This is a genomic window from Micromonospora sp. DSM 43699 (assembly GCF_055517075.1).
The window spans coordinates 1-17,913 of sequence record NZ_JBTMMT010000094.1 but is presented as its reverse complement, the minus strand read 5'-3'; the positions used below and the strand labels follow the sequence as shown (position 1 = coordinate 17,913).

Sequence of the window (17,913 nt, the reverse complement as noted above, 5' to 3'; positions counted from 1 at the left end):
CACCCGATCCCTGACGCCGGAGGGCGGTCACGGCGTTGTCGTGACCGCCCTCCGGCGTCAGGGATCGGGTGGGGGTGTCCGGTCAGTTGGGGGTGGAGTCGGGGGCGGGGAGGCGGACGGTCTCCACCGAGGTGGCGTCGCCGTCCAGGCCGGAGATCCAGCCGGTGACGTCGCGGGCCACGTCCTGGGCGGTCAGCCGCAGGTCGGCGAGGATCTGCGCGCGGGTGCCGTGCGGGTGCCAGTCGGCCGGTACGCCCAGGTCACGCAGCGGCACCCGGACGTCGGCGTCCCGCATCGCCTGGCCCAGCGCGTCACCGACACCGCCGACCCGGACACCGTCCTCGACGCTGACCACGAGGCGGTGGCCGGCGGCCAGCTCGACCAACTCGGACGGGACCGGGCGCACCCAGCGCGGGTCGACCACGGTGACGCCGTAGCCCTGCTCGGCGAGACGGGACGCCACCTCCATGCCGAGCAGGCCGAAGGCGCCCACCGCCACCAGCAGCACGTCGGTACGCGCCGACTCGGCCAGCACGTCGACCGGGCCGACCCGGCGGATCGCCGGCAGGTCGGCGGCGACGGTGCCGGTGGGGAACCGGACGATGGTGGGACCGTCGTCGACGGCGATCGCCTCACGCAGCTCCTCACGGAGGCTGGCGGCGTCGCGGGGGGCGGCGATCCGCAGGCCCGGCACCACCCCGAAGACCGACATGTCCCAGATGCCGTAGTGGCTCGGCCCGTCCGGACCGGTGACCCCGGCCCGGTCCAGCACGAAGGTCACCGGCAGCTTGTGCATCGCCACGTCCAGCAGGACCTGGTCGAAGGCGCGGTTGAGGAAGGTCGCGTAGACCGCCACCACCGGATGCAGGCCGCCCATCGCCAGGCCGGCCGCGGAGGTGGCCGCGTGCTGCTCGGCGATGCCCACGTCGTACACCCGGTCGGGGTGCTTGCGGGCCAGGGTGGCGATGCCGGTCGGCTCGGCCATCGCGGCGGTGATGCCCACCACGTCGGGCCGCTCGTCGGCGATGGCGACCAGCTCGTCGGCGAAGACCTGGGTCCACTTCACCGACGGGGCGGCGAGCAGCTTGCCGGTCTCGGCGTCGAAGGCGCCCGGCCCGTGCAGGCAGTCCGCCTCGTCCTCCTCGGCCGGGCGGTAGCCGTAGCCCTTACGGGTCACCGCGTGCACGATCACCGGGCCGCCGAAGTTCTTCGCCGCCCGCAGCGCACCCTCGACGGCGGTGATGTCGTGCCCGTCGACCGGGCCGACGTACTTGATGCCGAGGTCCTCGAACATCGCCTGCGGGGCGACCGCGTCCTTGATGCCCTTCTTGACCGCGTGCAGCACCTCGTACATCGGCTTGCCGACGAACGGGGTGTTGCCCAGCGCGTCCTTGACCGTGTCGAGGACCTTCTCGTAGCCGGGGTTGAGCCGCAGCGACGACAGGTGGTCGGCGAGCCCGCCGATGGTCGGCGAGTAGGACCGGCCGTTGTCGTTGACCACGATCACCAGCCGGTTGCCGGAGGTGGCGATGTTGTTGAGCGCCTCCCAGCACATGCCGCCGGTGAGCGCGCCGTCGCCGACCACGGCCACCACGCTGCGCTGCTCGCCGCGCAGGGCGTACGCCTTGGCCAGCCCGTCGGCGTAGGACAGGGCGGTGGACGCGTGCGAGTTCTCGATCAGGTCGTGCTCGCTCTCGGCCTGGCTCGGATAGCCGGAGAGGCCACCGCGCTGGCGGAGCCTGTCGAAGCCGTCCTGCCGGCCGGTGAGGATCTTGTGTACGTACGACTGGTGGCCGGTGTCGTACAGGAGCCGGTCGCGCGGGGAGTCGAAGACCCGGTGCATGGCCAGGGTCAGCTCCACCACACCCAGGTTGGGGCCGACGTGGCCGCCGGTGCGGGACACCTTGGCGATCAGGAAGTCACGGATCTCGGCGGCGAGGATGTCCAGCTGTTCGCCGGTCATCCGCTTCACGTCCTGCGGACCACGGACGGTGCCCAGTAGCCGACCGTGGTTGGCCGTGTCCTCTTCAACGCTCATGACGAGAGAGTCTATCGGCCGCCGCGCACTCCGCAGCCCGCCCGTGGATCACCGCAGGTGAGACCCCTGATCACCAACTCAGGCAGCCGGCTCACGCCCGGGATGGCCGCCGGATCGCCGCCCCGGGTGCAAGCCGGATCACGCCCCGGGTGGCGGCCCGGTTCAGCGGAGGACGACCAGCCGTCGCGGCGGGGTCGGCCCGGCCGCCCCGTGCGGCGGCCCGGACGGGGTCCAGGAACCCAGCACTGCGGCCCGCCTGGCCCCGGTCACCGAGGGCACCGCGCCCGGCAGCCCGTGCCAGGACAACCACCCCAGCAGTGCGAACGCGTACGCCTCCCGGGCCTGGGCGGGCACCCCCAGCTCGTCGGTGGTCCGCAGCACCCACCGGCCGGCACCGAGGGCGGCCAGTCGGCCCCACAGGGTGGGATTGCGCACCCCGCCGCCGGCCGCCACCACATCGGTCACCCGGTGCCGGTCGCAGGCGTCGGCCACCGTCCGGGCGGTCAGCTCGGTCAACGTGGCGAACACGTCGTCCGTGGCGACCGGCCCGGCGAGCGCCGCCAGCCGGGCGTCGAGGTAGCCGCTGTGGAACAGCTCCTTGCCCGTCGACTTGGGTGGGGCCGCCGCGTAGTAGGGCTCGGCGAGCAGCAGCGCCAGCAGTCCGGGGTGCACCCGACCGGCCGCCGCCCGAATGCCGTCGACGTCACAGGGCCGGTCGAGGAACCGGCGGGCCGCCGCGTCGAGCAGGGCGTTGGCCGGGCCCACGTCGTACCCGAGCACGGGCCCGCCCGGTGCGACCACTGTGAGGTTGGCGATGCCGCCCAGGTTGAGCGCCGCCCGCACCGTGCCGCCGGTCGGCCCCCGCCGCCCGCCGGCACCGCTGCCAGGCCGCCCGCCGGCACCGCCGTGCCGCCGGCCCTCGTCGGGATGGCCCGGGGCGAGCAGCAGGGCGTCGAAGGCGGGGACCAGCGGAGCACCCTGCCCGCCGACCGCGACGTCCGCCGACCGCAGGTCCGACAGCACGGGTACGCCCACCCGGGCGGCGACCCGGGCCGGCGCACCGAGCTGGAGGGTGCCCCGCACGGTGCCACCGTCGACCCAGTGGAAGACGGTCTGCCCAGGTGAGACGACCACGTCGGCCCGCCCACCGGCCAGCTCGACGCCGAGCGCGGCGGCGTCGGCGAACACCTCGCCGAGGGCGTTGTCGAGCCGGCAGACCGCCTCGACCGTGGTCGGATGCGGCGGCAGCACCGCCCCGATCCGCTCCCGCAGCTCCTCGTCGTAGCCCAGCTCCCGATGGCCCAACGGGCGCATCCGCAGGATGTCCCCGTCGGCGGTGAACTCGGCGGCGACCACGTCCACCCCGTCGTACGAGGTGCCCGACATCAGCCCGACGATCTTCATCGGGCCAGGTTAGTCAGCGGGTCGGGGGCAGGAACAGGCCGACCAGTTCGACGTGCTGGGTCATCGGGAACAGGTCGTAGCCGCGCAGTGCGGCGAGCCGCCAGCCGGCCCGGGTGAAGGTGCGCACGTCCCGGGCGAAGGCGGCCGGATCGCAGGCCACGTAGGCGATCGCCCGGGGAGTGGCGGCGATCATGTCCCGGACCACCGCCGCACCCGCCCCGGTACGCGGCGGATCGAGCACCACCAGGTCGACCGGGCCGGTGACCCGGCGGCGGGCCAGCGCGGTCTCCACCCGGGCGGCGACCACCTCGACCCGGCGCAGGTCGGCCAGGTTCCGCCGGGCGGCGGCGACCCCCTCGGCGGCGGACTCGACAATGGTGACCCGGGCGTCCGGACCGACCCGGCCGGCGAGCGCGGCGGCGAACAGGCCGGCCCCGCCGTACAGGTCCCAGGCGGACTCGCCGGGCTGCGGGGCGAGCAGGTCGAGGACCGCGCCGACCAGGGTGTCGGCGGCGGCCGGGTGCACCTGCCAGAAGCCGCTGGCCGGCAGCGACCAGTCCCGGCCGGCAGCGACCTCCCGTACCGTCGCCGCCCCATCCGGCCGGTCTTCCTGACCTGCCGCCACCCCACCCGGGGCGTCGACAGCCGTTGCCGGCCCGGCCGGGACGTCGACCCGGGTGGGCACCCCGTCAGCGACGGCGGTGACGGCGACGTCCCCGCCGGTCGAGGCGACGACCTCCACCGCCTCGGCCGTCGGCCAGGGTCGCCCGAGCACCGGCAGCTCCTGGATCGCCGGGTGGGCGATCAGGCAGCGGTCGATCGGCACCACCTCGTGCGAGCGGTGCTTGAGCAGCCCGGCCCGGCCGGCGGCGTCGACCGCGTAGCGGACCCGGGACCGCCAGCCCAGCGGGCCACCGGGCAGCGGCTCGACGGTGACCCGCAATCCGTCGATCTCGGCGTCGGTGAGCCCGCCCAGCCGGGTGAGCTGCTCGCGGACCACTGCCGTCTTCCAGCCGAGCTGGGCGGCCGGGGCGACGTGCTGGAGGTCGCAACCACCGCAACCGCCCGGCCGGGCGTAGGGGCAGGGTGGGGTGACCCGGTCCGGTGCCGCCTCGACGATCTCGACGGCGTCGGCACGGGCGAAGCCCCGGTGCAGCTCGGTCACCTCGGCGACCACCCGCTCGCCGGGCAGCGCGTGCCGGACGAAGACCACCTGACCGTCGACCCGGGCCACGCAGTGCCCACCGGGGGCGACGGCGTCCACGGTCAACTCGACCCGCTCGGCCTCCTCCAACCCGGGCCGCCGCTCCTCCCCGACACCGCCGGGCCGGGCTTCGGAGCCGGCATCACCGGGTCGGGTCGGACGGGCGCGGTCGGTGGTCAGCGGGCGGGTGGGGCCGGGGTGGGCGGTCACGGGCGGTCTCCGGTCGACGGGCCGGGCTCGCCGGGCGGCGCGGGCGGGGGCAGGGTACTGCGGGGCGCGACCCGGGGGCCCCGGGCGGGGGTACGGCTCAGCGTCTCGTCCAGCCGGTCGAGGTTCTTGGTCGCGGTGGAGGCCAACTGCCAGGGCACGCTGGTCACCATCACGCCCGGCTCGAAGAGCAGCCGGCCCTTGAGCCGCAACGCGCTCTGGTTGTGCAGCAGGTTCTCCCACCAGTGGCCGACGACGTACTCGGGGATGAAGACGGTGACCACGTCGCGGGGCGACTCCCGGCGGGTGTTGGCCACGAAGCTCAGGATCGGCCGGGTGATCTCCCGGTAGGGCGAGTCGACGACGGTCAGCGGCACCGGCAGTTCGCGCCGCTCCCACTCCTGCTGGAGCTGCCGGGTGTCCTTGTCGTCCACGTTGACGGTGACCGCGGTCAGCGTGTCCGGCCGGGTGGCGCGGGCATAGGCGATGGCCCGCAGGGTCGGTTGGTGCAGCTTGCTGACCAGCACGATGGCGTGGTTGCGGGCGGGCAGCACCCCGCGTACCTCGGTGGGTTCCAGCTCGGCGGCGATCCGGTCGTAGTGCCGCCGGATGGCCAGCATCAGCAGGTAGATGACCGCCATCGCGGCGATGGCGATCCACGCGCCGAGCAGGAACTTGGTGATCAGCACGATGACCAGCACGGTGCCCGTCATCGCCATGCCGAACGCGTTGATCGCCCGGGAGCGGAAGATCCGGCGACGTGCCTCCGGATCCCGCTCGGTGCGCAGGTGCCGGTTCCAGTGCCGGATCATGCCGGCCTGGGAGAGCGTGAACGAGACGAAGACGCCGACGATGTAGAGCTGGATCAGCCGGGTAACCTCGGCCTGGAAGCCGACGATCAGCACGATGGCGAAGACGGCGAGGAAGACGATGCCGTTGGAGAAGGCCAGCCGGTCGCCCCGGGTGTGCAGCTGCCGGGGCAGGTAGCGGTCCTGGGCGAGGATCGAGCCGAGCACCGGGAACCCGTTGAACGCGGTGTTGGCGGCCAGGAAGAGGATCAGGGCGGTCATCCCGGCGACCACGTAGAGCAGCACCGACCCGCCGCCGAAGACGGTCTCGCCGAGCTGGGTGGTGACGGTCTTCTGCACGTACCCGTCGGGGCCGGAGAGGATCTGCGTGTTCGGGTCCTCGACGAACTGGAGGCCGGTCAGCCGGGCCAGCCAGATGATGCCGACCAGCATGGCGACCGAGATGGTGCCGAGCAGCAGCAGCGTGGTGGCGGCGTTGCGGCTCTTCGGGGCCTTGAACGCCGGCACCCCGTTGGAGATCGCCTCGACCCCGGTCAGCGCCGCGCAGCCGGAGGAGAAGGTGCGCAGCAGCAGGAAGACGAGCGCGAAGCCGGTGACGCTGTGCTCCGCCTGGATCTCCAGCCCGGCGCTGGGGGCCCGCAGGTCGTCGCCGAGGACGAAGTAGCGGACCAGCCCGGTGACGATCATCCCGCCGATGACGATCACGAAGCCGTAGGTCGGGATGGCGAACGCGGTGCCGGATTCGCGCAGCCCGCGCAGGTTCATCGCGGTCAGCAGCACCACCGCGGTCACCGCGATCAGCACCTTGTGGGTGGCCACGAAGGGCACCACCGAACCGAGGTTGGCCACGCCGGAGGAGACCGACACGGCGACGGTCAGCACGTAGTCGACGAGCAGCGCGCTGGCCACCGCCAGCCCGGCCCGGGGGCCGAGGTTGACCGTGGCCACCTCGTAGTCCCCGCCGCCCGAGGGGTAGGCGTGCACGTTCTGCCGGTAGCTGGCCACCACGGTCAGCATGACCACGACCACCGCGAGGGCGATCCAGGGGGAGAACAGGAAGGCCGACGCCCCGGCGATGGAGAGGGTCAGCAGGATCTCGTCCGGGGCGTACGCGACGCTGGACAGCGCGTCGGAGGCGAAGACCGGCAGCGCGATGCGCTTGGGCAGCAGGGTGTGCTGGAGCCGGTCCGACCGGAACGGTCGACCGACGAGGAGTCGCTTCAGCAGCGAGGTGGGACTGGCCACAAGCGCTAAGGGTACGACCACCGGATGGTGGTCGCCGGGGGGTGCCTGATCCCGTTCGCGCGCCCCGACGCGGTACGGTTCGGTCCCCCATCGGCGGGGTGGACGTGGCAGGCTCGCAGACGACAGCCGCCGGGACACAGGCGCACCTTGGGAGGGACACCGTGCACGTCGTGATCATGGGCTGTGGGCGGGTCGGCTCGACGCTGGCCCAGAGCCTGGAGTCCCGGGGGCACTCGGTGGCGGTGATCGACCACGACGCCGACGCGTTCCGCCGCCTCGGCCCCGACTTCGCCGGGATCACCGTCACCGGCGCCGGCTTCGACGGCGAGGTGCTGCGCCAGGCCGGCATCGAGCGGGCGGACGCCTTCGCCGCCGTCTCCAGCGGCGACAACTCCAACATCATCTCGGCCCGGTTGGCCCGCGAGACGTTCGGCGTCTCCCGGGTCGCGGCCCGGATCTACGACCAGCGCCGGGCCCAGGTCTACGAGCGGCTCGGCATCCCCACCGTCGCCACCGTCCGCTGGACGGCCGACCGGATGCTGCGCCACCTGGTCCCCGAGGGCAACGTGGAGATCTTCCGGGACCCGACCAGCACCGTGTCGATCATCGAGGTGCCGGTGCACAAGGACTGGATCGGTCGGCCGCTGCGTCAACTGGAGGAGACGGCCGGGACCCGGGTGGCGTACCTGACCCGGTTCGGCATCGGCATGCTGCCCACCGCGTCCAGCGTCGTACAGGAGGGTGACCAGCTCTACGTGCTGGTCACCGACGACATCGCCGCCTCGGTCACCGCGGTGGCCGCGACGCCGCCCGAAGGAGGGCACTGAGCCATGCGGATCGCCATCGCGGGCGCCGGCAACGTGGGCCGGTCGATCGCCCAGGAGCTGATCGACAACGGCCACCAGGTGATGCTGATCGAACGGCAGCCCCGGATGCTGCGCCCGGACCGGGTGCCCACCGCCGACTGGGTGCTGGCCGACGCCTGCGAGCTGGCCAGTCTGGAGGAGGCGAACGTCGCGGGCTGCGACGTGGTGGTCGCCGCCACCGGTGACGACAAGGTCAACCTGGTGGTGTCCCTGCTGGCCAAGACCGAGTTCGCGGTGCCCCGGGTGGTGGCCCGGGTCAACCGGGCCGAGAACGAGTGGCTCTTCACCGAGCAGTGGGGCGTCGACGTGGCGGTCAGCAAGCCCCGGGTGATGGCCGCCCTGGTCGAGGAGGCGGTCACCGTCGGCGACCTGGTCCGGTTGATGACGTTCCGGCAGGGCGAGGCCAACCTGGTCGAGATCACCCTGCCGCCGACCGCGCCCTACGTCGGCCAGCCGATCCACGCCGTGCCGATCCCACGGGACGCCGCGCTGGTGGCGATCCTGCGCGGCAAGCGGGTGCTGGTGCCCAGCCCCGACGACCCGATCGAGGCCGGCGACGAGCTGATCTTCGTCTGCACCGCCGAGGTGGAGGACGAGGTGCGCGGGGTGATCCTCGGCCCGGACAGCGTGGAGCGGACCCGGGGCACCAGATGAGCCGGCTCAGCAGGTGAGTCGGTCCAGGTGAGCCGGCCCGGTGGGTGGGCTCAGCCGCCGGGCAGCGGCTGCGGGGCGGACTCCCGGGTCACCCGGCGCACCGTCCAGACCGTGATCAGCAGCAGCAGCGCGTACGGCGGGTAGCCGAGGGCGAGCCGGGCCACCCCCAGCGCGGTGTCCTGGTGGGCCAGGTAGAGCCCGGCCTGCACACCGACCTTGGCCAGCCACACCACCCCCCAGAGGATGGTGAGCTGGGTGAAGGTGCGCACCAGCCGGGGGTCGTCACGCCACTCGGAGCGCCCCTTGGCCACCAGCACCGACCAGATCCACCCCACCAGGGGCTGCCGGATCACCGCGGAGAGCAGCAGGGCGATGCCGTAGCCGATGCCGTAGAGGATGCCCGGGAGGTAGAAGTCCCGTTCGTCCCCGGTACGCCAGGCGATGGCCGCCCCGATCCCGATGCCGAAGAGTCCGTTGACGGCGTGCCGGACCGGGCGGCGCTGGACCAGTCGGACCACCGCGATCAGCAGCGCCACCCCGATCGAGGCGATCACCGCCGGTCGCAGCTCCCCGACCACGTTGGCCAGCACGAAGACCACCACCGGGATGCTGGACTCGACCAGCCCGCGCCAGCCGCCCAGTTGGTCGGCCATCTGCTCGGCGAGGCTGGGTAGCTGTTCGTCGTCCGCCGGGGTGGTCTGCGGCTCGGTGGCCGGGGGCTGTCCCGTCGTCACTTCGGCGACTCCAGCTCGTAGTACGGGTTGTAGATGACCTTGCGTTCGTCCCGGACGGCCACCCGCCCCCGCGCGGTGAGGTGCCGACCCGGCTCGATGCCGGCGATGTGCCGTCGACCCAACCAGACCAGGGTGACCACGTCACTGCCGTCGTAGAGGTCCGCCTCCAGGGTGGGCAGGTTGGTACGCGGCGTGTAGACCACCGTGCGGAGCCGCCCGGCGACCGAGACCACCTGACCCCGCATGCACTGGCGGGCCAGCACGCCACCGGATTCGGCGCTCTCCCGGCGTAGCTCCTGTGCCTCGATCTCGGCCTCGCTGGCGGTGAACCGGCGCAGGATGTCCCGCAGCGACAGCCGGCTCTCGTCGGTCGACATGACCTCCGCGTCACCCTCTCCACGCTGACCGGTCGGCACCGGCACTGCCCCGGCCCCGGAGCGGGACCGTGCCGCCAGCGTACGCCGATCGGCACCCGACGGCGTCGGTGCGGTGGGCCGGCTTCGGCGGACGCCCGCCCCGCCCGGCCGGAGGCAACCCGGCCCGGCGCTCCACCCCGCCCGCCACCGCACGGCCCGAGGTGCCGCCGGCCGCAGCCCGTGCCGGGACACCACCGGCGCCGGACAGCAGTCCGGGCCGGACGCGGCCACCCTCGGGTGACGGCGTCCGGCCCGGACGGGGGCGGTCAGGTCTCGCGCGGGGCGGATGCCGAGGCGTCGCCGCCCTCGGCCTGCTCCGCCATCTCCTGGGGCAGCCGCAGCGGCAGCGGCTCGCGGACCGGCTTCGCCTCCTGCCCCCGGTCGACCACCAGGCCGTCGAGGCAGGTGGCGAGCGGGCCGGCCGCGGCCGGGTCGGTGGCGACGGCACCCTGGTAGACGCCCCGGACCATCCAGCGCGGCCCGTCGATGCCGACGAAGCGCAGGTCGGTCGGGCCGTCCGGGGTACGCACCCGGGCGTGCAGCTCGACGCCGTACTCACCCTGGGCCTCCTGGGCGGTGGCGCCGTCGCCGATCAGCGACTGCCGGATCTCCTCGCGCACCTCGTCCCAGATGCCCTCGGAGCGGGGCGCGGCGAAGACGCCGAGCTGGAGGGCGTTGTCCCCGTGCACCAGCACCACCTGCTGGACGACCCCCTGGGGGTCGGCCTGCACCCGCACCTCGACCCCGGGCACCGCCGGGATGTGCAGGCTGCCCAGGTCGAGCCGTTGCACGTCGTCCGGTGCCTCGGCGAGGTCGTACGGCCCACGGGCCGGGCCCGCCGTCTCGTACGAGTCGAGGACGTCGGCCCGCTGGTCACGGGCGTGCCGCCCGCTCTCGGCCCGCTTTCGGGAGAAGATCACTGCGCCCACCCTCCGCTGTTCGCACTCACCCTGCCACCTCTTCCGTCCGTTCGCCCGCCCGCCCGGCACCCTCGGGCCCGGTCGGGCCACCGGGCGGGGGCACGAGCCCGGCGTGGCCACCTGTCGACCCGTGCCCGCCGGTCCCCCGTCGGGACCCGGGCAGCACCGCCACCGGCTGGAAATCGACCCGCTCCACCCGCTGCACAACGAGTTGCGCGATGCGATCGCCACGGGAGATCTTCGCCGGTGCGTCCCGATCATGGTTGATCAGGTTGACCAGGATCTCACCCCGGTAGCCGGCGTCGACCGTACCGGGCGCGTTGAGCACCGTCACGCCGAGCCTGGCGGCCAGCCCGGAACGCGGGTGGACCAGGCCGACGTAACCCTCCGGCAGGGCCAGCGCCACGCCGGTGGGGACCAGGGCCCGACCGCCGGGCGGCAGCTCGACGTCCGCGGCGGCCACCAGGTCGGCACCGGCGTCGCCGGGATGGGCGTACGCGGGCAGCGGCAGCTCCGGATCGAGCTGCCGTACGGGCACGGGTACGACGTGGGTCACGATCTGCCTCTTCCGTCGGCGTTCACGGGGTGCCCTGCCATCCTGCCGGGTCGGCCGGCCGTCGTGTTCCGTACCCTTCGAGGTGTGAGCCTGTCGCCTTCCCCGTCGTCGCCGACGCCGCCCGGCGCGGCCGTCCCGGCGTACTCCGAGCGGCTCGGCCTGCCGTGGTGGTGCTGGCTGGCCGGGCTGGCTCTGGCCGGGCTCGCCGCCGTCGAGCTCTGGATGGGCGCGGGTGGGGTGCGTGCCTGGCTGCCCTTCGTGCTGCTGCTGCCGGCCGCCGGTGCCGGGCTGTGGTGGCTGGGCCGGGTCCGGGTCGCGGTCGACGGCGGTGAGCTGCGGGTCGACGACGCCCACCTGCCCGTGCGGCACGTCGCCGACGCCGTCCCGCTCGACGCCGAGGGCCGTCGCGAGGTGCTCGGGGTGGGCGCGGACCCGCTGGCCTTCGTGGTGCAGCGGCCGTGGATCGGCGGCGCGGTGCAGGTGGTGCTCGACGATCCGGCCGACCCGACCCCGTTCTGGGTGGTGAGTTCCCGCCGGCCGACCGAGCTGGCCGCCGCCCTGCTGGCCGCCCGCGACGCGGCCTGAGCACAGCGGGGCGTCCCGGCGTCAGGGCAGGGCGGCGTCAGGGCAGGGCGGCGTCAGGGCAGGGCGGGTCGGCCGCCGGGCAGCTCCCGGCGTTGCTTACGCAGGTCACGGCGGAGCTGGTCGGCGAGGGACCGGGTGGCCCGGCGGTTGAGGTAACTGGCGACGGCCGCCCCGGTGAGGAACGGGCCCAGCGTGGTCAGATTGCGGCCGAAGCGCTTGAGCAGGGTGTCCCGCAGTTCCTTGCGGGCGGCGGTGCCGAGCACCGCGCTCACCCCGACGCCCGGCACCATCGGGTTGATTCCCCGCTGGCTGGCCCAGGACTGGACCAGGGCGACGGTCCGGGGGGTGCCGCCGGTGGGCAGCGGCGCGCCGTAGACCTCGTGCAGCTCGCCGATGAGTTTCAACTCGATCGACACCACGGCCACCGTCTCGGCGGCGAGCAGCACCGGCGCGGAGAGCAGGGTCGGGGCGACGGTCCACTCCACCGCGGCGACGCCGCCGCCTGCCGCACCCACCCCGGCGGTGGCCCGGGTGGCGTTGCGGACGAGCCGGTCGGCGAGCGCCTCGTCGTCCAGTCCGGGGAAGTGCCGACGCAGGGTCGCCAGGTCCCGGACGGGGATGTGCGGCGCGACGTCGGCGACCGTGTCGGTCATCCAGCGCAGCGCAGCCCTCGGTTTGAACAGGTCGGCGAGCCCCCGGCGGCGGGCCTGCCCCACCAGCCGGGTGAGCAGTTGCCGGCGGCGGGCGGGGGCGATGTCGTCGGCGGTCAGCGCCGCCACCGTCGCGCCCAGTTCGTCGCCGGCCCCGTCGGCCGGTTCCGCGCCGACCACAGCCGACCCGGAACGGGGGTACGGGCCATCGGCGGAGCCGGGCTCCGTCCCCTCGGTCGCCGAGGTGCCGCCCGCCCCGGTGACGGCGTCAGGTGCGCCTGTGGGCCCGCCTGAGCCCGAGCGGGCGCCGGGGGTGGCTACGGAGGCGTCCGCTCCGGAAACGTCCGTACGGGCACCGTCAGCAGGGCGTGCGGGGGCGTCCGGTCGGCACGGGGCGTCCGGAGGCGTCACGTCGGCACGGGCCGCCCTCCCGCCCGGAGTACCGCCCGGCGCATCGGCGTCGGACGGCCCGACGTCGGACACCGGACCATCCGGTTCGGACCCGCCGTGCCGCTCGCCGTGCTCGTTCATCCGCCTGCCCTCCCGAGGTTCCCACCGGCCTGGTGGACGCGTACCACGAGTCAAGCAGCAACCCGCCGCGCCCGCACGGCGGCTCGGGCGTCGGTGGCTCGGGCAGCGGCGGCCCCGCGAGGAGGCCGCCGCTGGATGTGGTGGTGCTCAGACGCACTCGCGGCAGATCAGGTCGCCGTTGCGCTCCACCGCCAACTGGCTGCGGTGGTGCACCAGGAAGCAGCGCCCGCACCGGAATTCGTCCTGCTGCATCGGGAGGACCTTCACGGTCAGCTCCTCGTCGGCCAGGTCGGCGCCGGGCAGCTCGAAGCTCTCGGCCACCTCGGCCTCGTCGACGTCCACGGCACCCGACTGTGAGTCGACCCGCCGGGCCTTGAGCTCTTCCAGGCTGTCCTCGCCGAGGTCGACCTCGTCGCGACGCGGAGCGTCGTAGTCGGTGGCCATCGGTTTCACTCTCCCATATCGATGTTGTCGCTTCCGGTTGTAACGCCGGGCGACGCTGTTTCGGTTCCCACTGGCCGGCCACCAATGTTTGTCGGCCGCCCGACCCGACGGCCTCCGGATCGAGGTCCTCGGGGCAAGCACCGACGAGCGCGGTACCTTACCCCTCTCCAGGCGAGGCATGTATACCGCCCTCGCGGCAGAGATGTACGCCCCAGCGCCCGAAGATGTTCCCAATGTGACTCAGGCGACACGAAGATAGGGGTAGTAGTACCCCGTTCCCGGTTGGCGCGCCGGCATGTCGGACTGTTTCCACGCGACCGTCGGACAACCGTTAACCTCAGCGGCGTACTCGACGGCCGACGGCGCTGCCCGCCGCCGACGTTCGCCGCCACCACCCACGGTCCGGGAGCACCCAGATGAGCTTTGCGCGAGTGCGAGCACTCGTTGTCGTCGGCCTGCTGGCGGTCGTCGCCCTGGTCTTCGTCGTCGTCGCCGTGGTCCGCGACACCCAGGGCAGCGGGGCCAACGCCGGGGGGTGTCCCGAGGGCTGGCCGCTGGCCGACCTGTCCCTGCGCAACTACAAAGATGTCAAGATCAACATCCTCAACGGCACCAACGAGCCGGGGCTGGCCGGCAGCGTGGCGGACGACTTCCGCAACCGGAAGTTCCAGGTCAAGAAGCAGGGCAACGGCGCGCACTTCGGCGGCGTCGCACTGCTGCGCTTCGGCCCCAAGGGGGTCGGCTCCGCACACCTGCTGCGGGCCTTCTTCCTCAACAGCGCCGAACGGGACTACGACCCCAAGCGCCAGGACGACACGGTCGACGTGGTGCTGGGCGACAGCTTCCAGCAGTTGGCCACCACCACCGAGGTCAACCAGTCTCTCGGCGACCTGGGCGCGCCCGTCGCCCCGGAGGGCTCCTGCCCGATGCCGGTCGAGAACAAGTAGCCGTCACCAGATGCGGGCCCGGCCAGCCCGACCGGCAGGCCGGGAGCACGTCCAGCGCCACCGCACCGCTCGATCCGACGAGCACGGCGGTTCGGTGAGCACGGCGGTTCGGTGAGCACGGCGGTTCGGTGAGCACGGCGGGGCGCGGCGGTCCGGTGAGCGGGACAGTCCACGGCGGGCCGGCGGGCCGGGCGGGGCGACCGTCCGGCGAGCGCGGCGGTCAGGGGCCGCCGGCGGCGTCCAGGGCGGCCAGCCGGGTGTGCAGCGGCGCGAACAGCGCCGGCGGGGCCGCGATGACCAGGTCGGGGCCGGGCGGCTGACCGTCCAGCCCGGTCACCCGCAGGCCGGCCTCCGCGGCGACCAGTCCCCCGGCGGCCAGGTCCCAGGCGGCCAGCCCCTTCTCGTAGTAGACGTCGACCCGCCCCTCGGCGGCCAGGCAGAGATCCAACGCCGCCGCCCCCATCCGCCTGATGTCCCGTACCTCGTGGATCAGCCCGGCGATCACCCGCGCCTGGTGTGCGCGGCGGGCGGGGTCGTAGCCGAACCCGGTGGCGACCAGCGCCTGCGCCAGGTCGGTCTCGCCGGAGCAACGCAGCCGCCGGCCGTCGCGCCATGCGCCACCGCCGGCGGTGGCGGTCCACTCCTCGCCGGTCGCCACGTTGCGGACCACCCCGGCGACCACCTCGCCGTCCACCTCGGCGGCGAGCGAGACCGCGCAGTACGGAAGCCCGTACAGGTAGTTCACAGTTCCGTCGATCGGGTCGACGATCCAGCGGACCCCGCCCGCACGGACCGCGCCGGCCTCCGCGCCGCCGTACTCCTCGCCGAGCACCACGTCGTACGGACGGACCGCGCGCAGGGCGTCCAGGACCTGTCGTTCCACCGCCCGGTCGGCGGCGGTGACCACGTCGGTGGCGGTGCTCTTGGTCGCCGCGACCGAGACCCCGGCAGCCCACATCCGGGCAGCGGTGCCGGCAGCGTCACGGGCCACCGTGATCGCGATCTCCAGTAGCTCCCGCGAGGTCGGCGTCGAACCGGTCGTCACATCTGCCCCTTTCACGCCGCCCTGCGGGCACAGGACGCACCAGACCGAGACTCCCAGGCTCGCCACCGCGGCGGCCCGGCCGACCCGGCTCCCGAAGACGATCGACAACGACCTCGGCGCGACCGACCGGCCCGGTGCGACACGCGTGCCGGCTCCGTGTCGCTGATCTCGCCCGGCCAGCATAGGCAAGATCCGGTCTGGGTGCGGGCGGCGTTACGGGGCAGGTCGTGACGGGATCAGACGGCTGCTGGGCGGGTCTGCGGACCAGGGCCGACAGGGTAGCCACAAAGCCGACATAGTTGCCGAATCGGCGGTACAGACCACCGGTTGCCGTGCGCCGCAGGATGATCGCGGCAACCGGGGTTACAATTCACCCTGCCCACGCGCCACGGACCGCCGCCGCACAGCCGGCCCGGGACACGGGGGTCACTCAACGACATCGCACGGCACGGCACGCCACGCTGCGCCGGACGACCCCGGCCGTGCTCGCTCTTCGCCTCCGGAAGGTCATTCGTGACAGAACCCCGCCAGCCCGGCGCCGACGTTCGCTCGCTCACCGACACCCTGATCGCCCACGCCCAGAGCGCCGGCGGCCAGTTGACGTCGGCCCAGCTCGCGCGCACCGTCGAAACCGCCGAGGTGACCCCGGCCCAGGCCAAGAAGATCCTGCGGGCGCTCTCCGAGGCGGGCGTGACCGTGGTGGTCGACGGCTCCGCCAGCACCCGTCCCCGTCGGGTGGCCGCCGCGCGTTCGGCCACCCCGGCCTCGCGGGCCACCACCGCCAAGACCACCAAGAAGGCGGCCGCGCCGGCCCCGAAGCAGGCGCCCTCCGCCGAAGATGCCACGACACCCGCCCCCCGCAAGGCAGCCCCCCGGAAGGCGGCCACCACCGCGGGGGTGGCCGCCAAGGCAGCCGTGCCGGCCGCCAAGGCGACGAAGTCCACCCGGGCCACCAAGGCGACAGTGGCCGCCGCCGGGGCCGGCAAGACCGCCACCAAGGTCAAGGGCGAGGGTGCCGAGGGGGAGATCGACCCCGAGCAACTGGCCGCCGAGATCGAGGACGTGGTGGTCGAGGAGCCGGCCGAGCTGACCCGGGCCGCCGAGACCGACGCCGCCGCCTCCGCCACCGACAACGACTTCGAGTGGGACGACGAGGAGTCCGAGGCGCTCAAGCAGGCACGACGGGACGCCGAACTCACCGCCTCCGCCGACTCGGTCCGGGCGTACCTCAAGCAGATCGGCAAGGTCCCGCTGCTCAACGCCGAGCAGGAGGTCGAGCTGGCCAAGCGGATCGAGGCCGGGCTCTACTCCGCCGAGCGGCTGCGCGCCGCCGAGGAGGGCGAGGAGAAGCTCACCCGCGACATGCAGCGCGATCTGCTCTGGATCTCGCGGGACGGTGAGCGCGCCAAGAACCACCTGCTGGAGGCGAACCTCCGGCTGGTCGTCTCGCTGGCCAAGCGGTACACCGGGCGGGGGATGGCCTTCCTCGACCTGATCCAGGAGGGCAACCTCGGCCTGATCCGCGCGGTCGAGAAGTTCGACTACACCAAGGGCTACAAGTTCTCCACGTACGCCACCTGGTGGATCCGGCAGGCGATCACCCGGGCGATGGCCGACCAGGCCCGCACCATCCGCATCCCGGTGCACATGGTCGAGGTGATCAACAAGCTCGGCCGGATCCAGCGCGAGCTGCTCCAGGACCTGGGCCGCGAGCCCACCCCGGAGGAGCTGGCCAAGGAGATGGACATCACACCCGAGAAGGTGCTGGAGATCCAGCAGTACGCTCGGGAGCCCATCTCGCTCGACCAGACCATCGGCGACGAGGGCGACAGCCAGCTCGGTGACTTCATCGAGGACTCGGAGGCCGTCGTCGCCGTCGACGCCGTCTCGTTCTCCCTGTTGCAGGATCAGCTCCAGCAGGTGCTCCAGACGCTCTCCGAGCGGGAGGCGGGAGTGGTCCGGCTGCGCTTCGGCCTGACCGACGGTCAGCCGCGTACTCTCGACGAGATCGGCCAGGTCTACGGGGTGACCCGGGAACGGATCCGGCAGATCGAATCCAAGACGATGTCCAAACTCCGACACCCGTCGCGCTCCCAGGTCCTTCGGGACTACCTGGACTAAGCCGGTACGTCAACCCGTCGTGTCGGTTTGATCACCAGCCGTAGAACATTCGAAGGTGACCGGTCCAATACGTGTTTGTGATCGTTGACGTGGCACCCTGGGTGCACGGCACACTGTCCTTCCCGCCAGGTGTGACCTCGGTCCCCCGCGGGCACACTGGGAAGGCGTGGCCCGGTAAGGGTGTTGCACGATGAGTGAGCAACGACCGAAGAGAGTGTTCATCGGTGACGACCAGAGGAGGAAGGCGATGACCCCGACCCTCACGCCGCCGCCCGCAACGGTGGCGCCCCCAGCCGCCGATGAACGGTGCGACCGCTGCAATGCTGCCGGCAAGCTCCGCATCACTCTGGCGGGTGGGAGCGAGTTGGTGTTCTGTGGGCACCACGCGAACAAGTACGCCGAGGATCTCGTGAAGATCACGGTGAAGTTCGCGACGGACCCGGAGTTCAGCTGGCGTGGCGCCGATCTGATGGCGAACTGAATCCCCAACCCGTACGACATAAGCAGGCCGGAGGCACCCGATGGGTGCCTCCGGCC

17 protein-coding genes are annotated in these 17,913 nt (G+C 73.1%); 6 read left to right on the top strand and 11 right to left on the bottom strand.

Annotation, left to right across the window (positions count from 1 at the left end; translation table 11 throughout):
• Window positions 1–82 precede the first annotated feature (82 nt).
• The 4 genes from dxs to AC0AIB_RS28885 form a co-directional block, all read right to left on the bottom strand.
• Window positions 83–2,038: a 1-deoxy-D-xylulose-5-phosphate synthase gene (gene dxs / locus AC0AIB_RS28900; protein ID WP_328338758.1), complete on the bottom strand. Its 1,956-nt coding sequence runs from the start codon at window positions 2,036–2,038 to the stop codon at window positions 83–85.
• A 162-nt stretch (window positions 2,039–2,200) separates the two neighbouring features.
• On the bottom strand, window positions 2,201–3,442 hold the full coding sequence (locus tag AC0AIB_RS28895) for an anhydro-N-acetylmuramic acid kinase (protein WP_465097869.1): 1,242 nt from the start codon (window positions 3,440–3,442) through the stop codon (window positions 2,201–2,203).
• A gap of 13 nt (window positions 3,443–3,455) precedes the next feature.
• Window positions 3,456–4,736, bottom strand: a complete 1,281-nt coding sequence (locus AC0AIB_RS28890) for a class I SAM-dependent RNA methyltransferase (protein WP_328348877.1) — start codon at window positions 4,734–4,736, stop codon at window positions 3,456–3,458.
• A 116-nt stretch (window positions 4,737–4,852) separates the two neighbouring features.
• Window positions 4,853–6,907 carry an APC family permease gene (locus tag AC0AIB_RS28885; protein WP_328338761.1) on the bottom strand — a complete coding sequence of 685 codons (2,055 nt, stop codon included), beginning with the start codon at window positions 6,905–6,907 and terminating at the stop codon, window positions 4,853–4,855.
• A gap of 161 nt (window positions 6,908–7,068) precedes the next feature.
• Here AC0AIB_RS28885 and AC0AIB_RS28880 point away from each other — a divergent pair, with 161 nt between their 5' ends.
• Window positions 7,069–7,734: a potassium channel family protein gene (locus AC0AIB_RS28880; RefSeq protein ID WP_328338762.1), complete on the top strand. Its 666-nt coding sequence runs from the start codon at window positions 7,069–7,071 to the stop codon at window positions 7,732–7,734.
• Window positions 7,735–7,737: 3 nt separating this feature from the next.
• Window positions 7,738–8,427 (top strand): potassium channel family protein, encoded by a 690-nt coding sequence (locus AC0AIB_RS28875; RefSeq protein ID WP_328338764.1) that lies wholly within the window; start codon window positions 7,738–7,740, stop codon window positions 8,425–8,427.
• A 50-nt stretch (window positions 8,428–8,477) separates the two neighbouring features.
• Here AC0AIB_RS28875 and AC0AIB_RS28870 read toward each other — a convergent pair whose 3' ends face one another.
• The 4 genes from AC0AIB_RS28870 to dut all read right to left on the bottom strand — a co-directional run bounded on the left by AC0AIB_RS28870 (window position 8,478) and on the right by dut (window position 11,053).
• Window positions 8,478–9,161, bottom strand: a complete 684-nt coding sequence (locus AC0AIB_RS28870; protein WP_328338766.1) for a DUF3159 domain-containing protein — start codon at window positions 9,159–9,161, stop codon at window positions 8,478–8,480.
• A complete protein-coding gene (locus AC0AIB_RS28865; RefSeq protein WP_328338768.1) occupies window positions 9,158–9,538 on the bottom strand; it encodes an OB-fold nucleic acid binding domain-containing protein in 381 nt (126 codons plus the stop codon). The genes AC0AIB_RS28870 and AC0AIB_RS28865 overlap by 4 nt, the downstream gene beginning before the upstream one ends.
• Before the next feature lie 305 nt (window positions 9,539–9,843).
• Entirely contained in the window at window positions 9,844–10,497 is a 654-nt protein-coding gene (locus AC0AIB_RS28860) for a DUF3710 domain-containing protein (protein ID WP_328338770.1), read from the bottom strand.
• Window positions 10,498–10,522: 25 nt separating this feature from the next.
• A complete protein-coding gene (dut, locus tag AC0AIB_RS28855) occupies window positions 10,523–11,053 on the bottom strand; it encodes a dUTP diphosphatase (protein WP_328338772.1) in 531 nt (176 codons plus the stop codon).
• Window positions 11,054–11,137: 84 nt separating this feature from the next.
• On the opposite strand from dut, the gene AC0AIB_RS28850 reads away from it, so the two are divergent.
• Entirely contained in the window at window positions 11,138–11,638 is a 501-nt protein-coding gene (locus tag AC0AIB_RS28850) for a DUF3093 domain-containing protein (RefSeq protein WP_465097868.1), read from the top strand.
• 53 nt (window positions 11,639–11,691) lie between these two features.
• Here the strand turns inward: AC0AIB_RS28850 and AC0AIB_RS28845 are convergent, their stop codons facing one another.
• Window positions 11,692–12,468: a hypothetical protein gene (locus AC0AIB_RS28845; RefSeq protein ID WP_328338774.1), complete on the bottom strand. Its 777-nt coding sequence runs from the start codon at window positions 12,466–12,468 to the stop codon at window positions 11,692–11,694.
• A 498-nt stretch (window positions 12,469–12,966) separates the two neighbouring features.
• Window positions 12,967–13,263, bottom strand: coding sequence for a DUF4193 domain-containing protein (locus AC0AIB_RS28840; RefSeq protein ID WP_067315205.1), 297 nt, complete (start codon window positions 13,261–13,263; stop codon window positions 12,967–12,969).
• Between the two features lie 431 nt (window positions 13,264–13,694).
• Here AC0AIB_RS28840 and AC0AIB_RS28835 point away from each other — a divergent pair, with 431 nt between their 5' ends.
• A complete protein-coding gene (locus tag AC0AIB_RS28835) occupies window positions 13,695–14,210 on the top strand; it encodes a LytR C-terminal domain-containing protein (RefSeq protein ID WP_328338780.1) in 516 nt (171 codons plus the stop codon).
• Between the two features lie 220 nt (window positions 14,211–14,430).
• Here the strand turns inward: AC0AIB_RS28835 and AC0AIB_RS28830 are convergent, their stop codons facing one another.
• Window positions 14,431–15,255, bottom strand: a complete 825-nt coding sequence (locus AC0AIB_RS28830) for an inositol monophosphatase family protein (RefSeq protein WP_465097867.1) — start codon at window positions 15,253–15,255, stop codon at window positions 14,431–14,433.
• Window positions 15,256–15,768: 513 nt separating this feature from the next.
• Here AC0AIB_RS28830 and AC0AIB_RS28825 point away from each other — a divergent pair.
• Window positions 15,769–17,376: an RNA polymerase sigma factor gene (locus AC0AIB_RS28825; RefSeq protein ID WP_328338784.1), complete on the top strand. Its 1,608-nt coding sequence runs from the start codon at window positions 15,769–15,771 to the stop codon at window positions 17,374–17,376.
• Window positions 17,377–17,623: 247 nt separating this feature from the next.
• Entirely contained in the window at window positions 17,624–17,857 is a 234-nt protein-coding gene (locus tag AC0AIB_RS28820) for a DUF7455 domain-containing protein (protein WP_328348879.1), read from the top strand.
• Window positions 17,858–17,913: the final 56 nt, after the last annotated feature.

Coding starts and splice junctions, on each gene's coding strand:
- dxs (WP_328338758.1), bottom strand. CDS start 2,038: ATGAGCGTTGAAGAGGACACGGCCAACCACGGTCGGCTACTGGGCACC.
- AC0AIB_RS28895 (WP_465097869.1), bottom strand. CDS start 3,442: ATGAAGATCGTCGGGCTGATGTCGGGCACCTCGTACGACGGGGTGGAC.
- AC0AIB_RS28875 (WP_328338764.1), top strand. CDS start 7,738: ATGCGGATCGCCATCGCGGGCGCCGGCAACGTGGGCCGGTCGATCGCC.
- AC0AIB_RS28865 (WP_328338768.1), bottom strand. CDS start 9,538: ATGTCGACCGACGAGAGCCGGCTGTCGCTGCGGGACATCCTGCGCCGG.
- AC0AIB_RS28840 (WP_067315205.1), bottom strand. CDS start 13,263: ATGGCCACCGACTACGACGCTCCGCGTCGCGACGAGGTCGACCTCGGC.
- AC0AIB_RS28820 (WP_328348879.1), top strand. CDS start 17,624: ATGACCCCGACCCTCACGCCGCCGCCCGCAACGGTGGCGCCCCCAGCC.